The following is a 287-nucleotide window of genomic DNA, read 5'->3' on the forward strand; positions in this document are numbered from 1 at the left end:
CTCAAACTGTGGGAGCGAGCCTGCTCGCGAAGAGGCCGGCACGGGCATCGCATAACTCAGCCGGCCCGCATTACCCCGGCAATTCCAGATTATCCAGCACCCGATTCACCGCCAGTTCTCCGAGCATGATCAACTGCGCGATGCCCATCAGCGTCCGCCGCTGCGATGGTTTGACCAGCCCGGCGAATTCCTGGGCGATGGTTTTGGCCGAGGCGAGGGTTTCGCAGGCGTTGGCCAGCAGGTCTTCGTTTTTGGTGTCGGCGGTGACGCGTACATGGCGCGGGGGC

1 protein-coding gene is annotated in these 287 nt (G+C 63.4%); it reads right to left on the bottom strand.

The genetic code is table 11. The annotated features are described in order from the left end of the window. Window positions 1-70: 70 nt before the first annotated feature. Window positions 71-287, bottom strand: a 217-nt coding sequence (locus IE187_RS21150) for a DUF6124 family protein (RefSeq protein ID WP_229839645.1), incomplete at its 5' end; no start/stop codon positions are given.

The sequence above is a fragment of the Sphingomonas glacialis genome (assembly GCF_014653575.1).
Lineage (GTDB): Bacteria > Pseudomonadota > Alphaproteobacteria > Sphingomonadales > Sphingomonadaceae > Sphingomonas > Sphingomonas glacialis.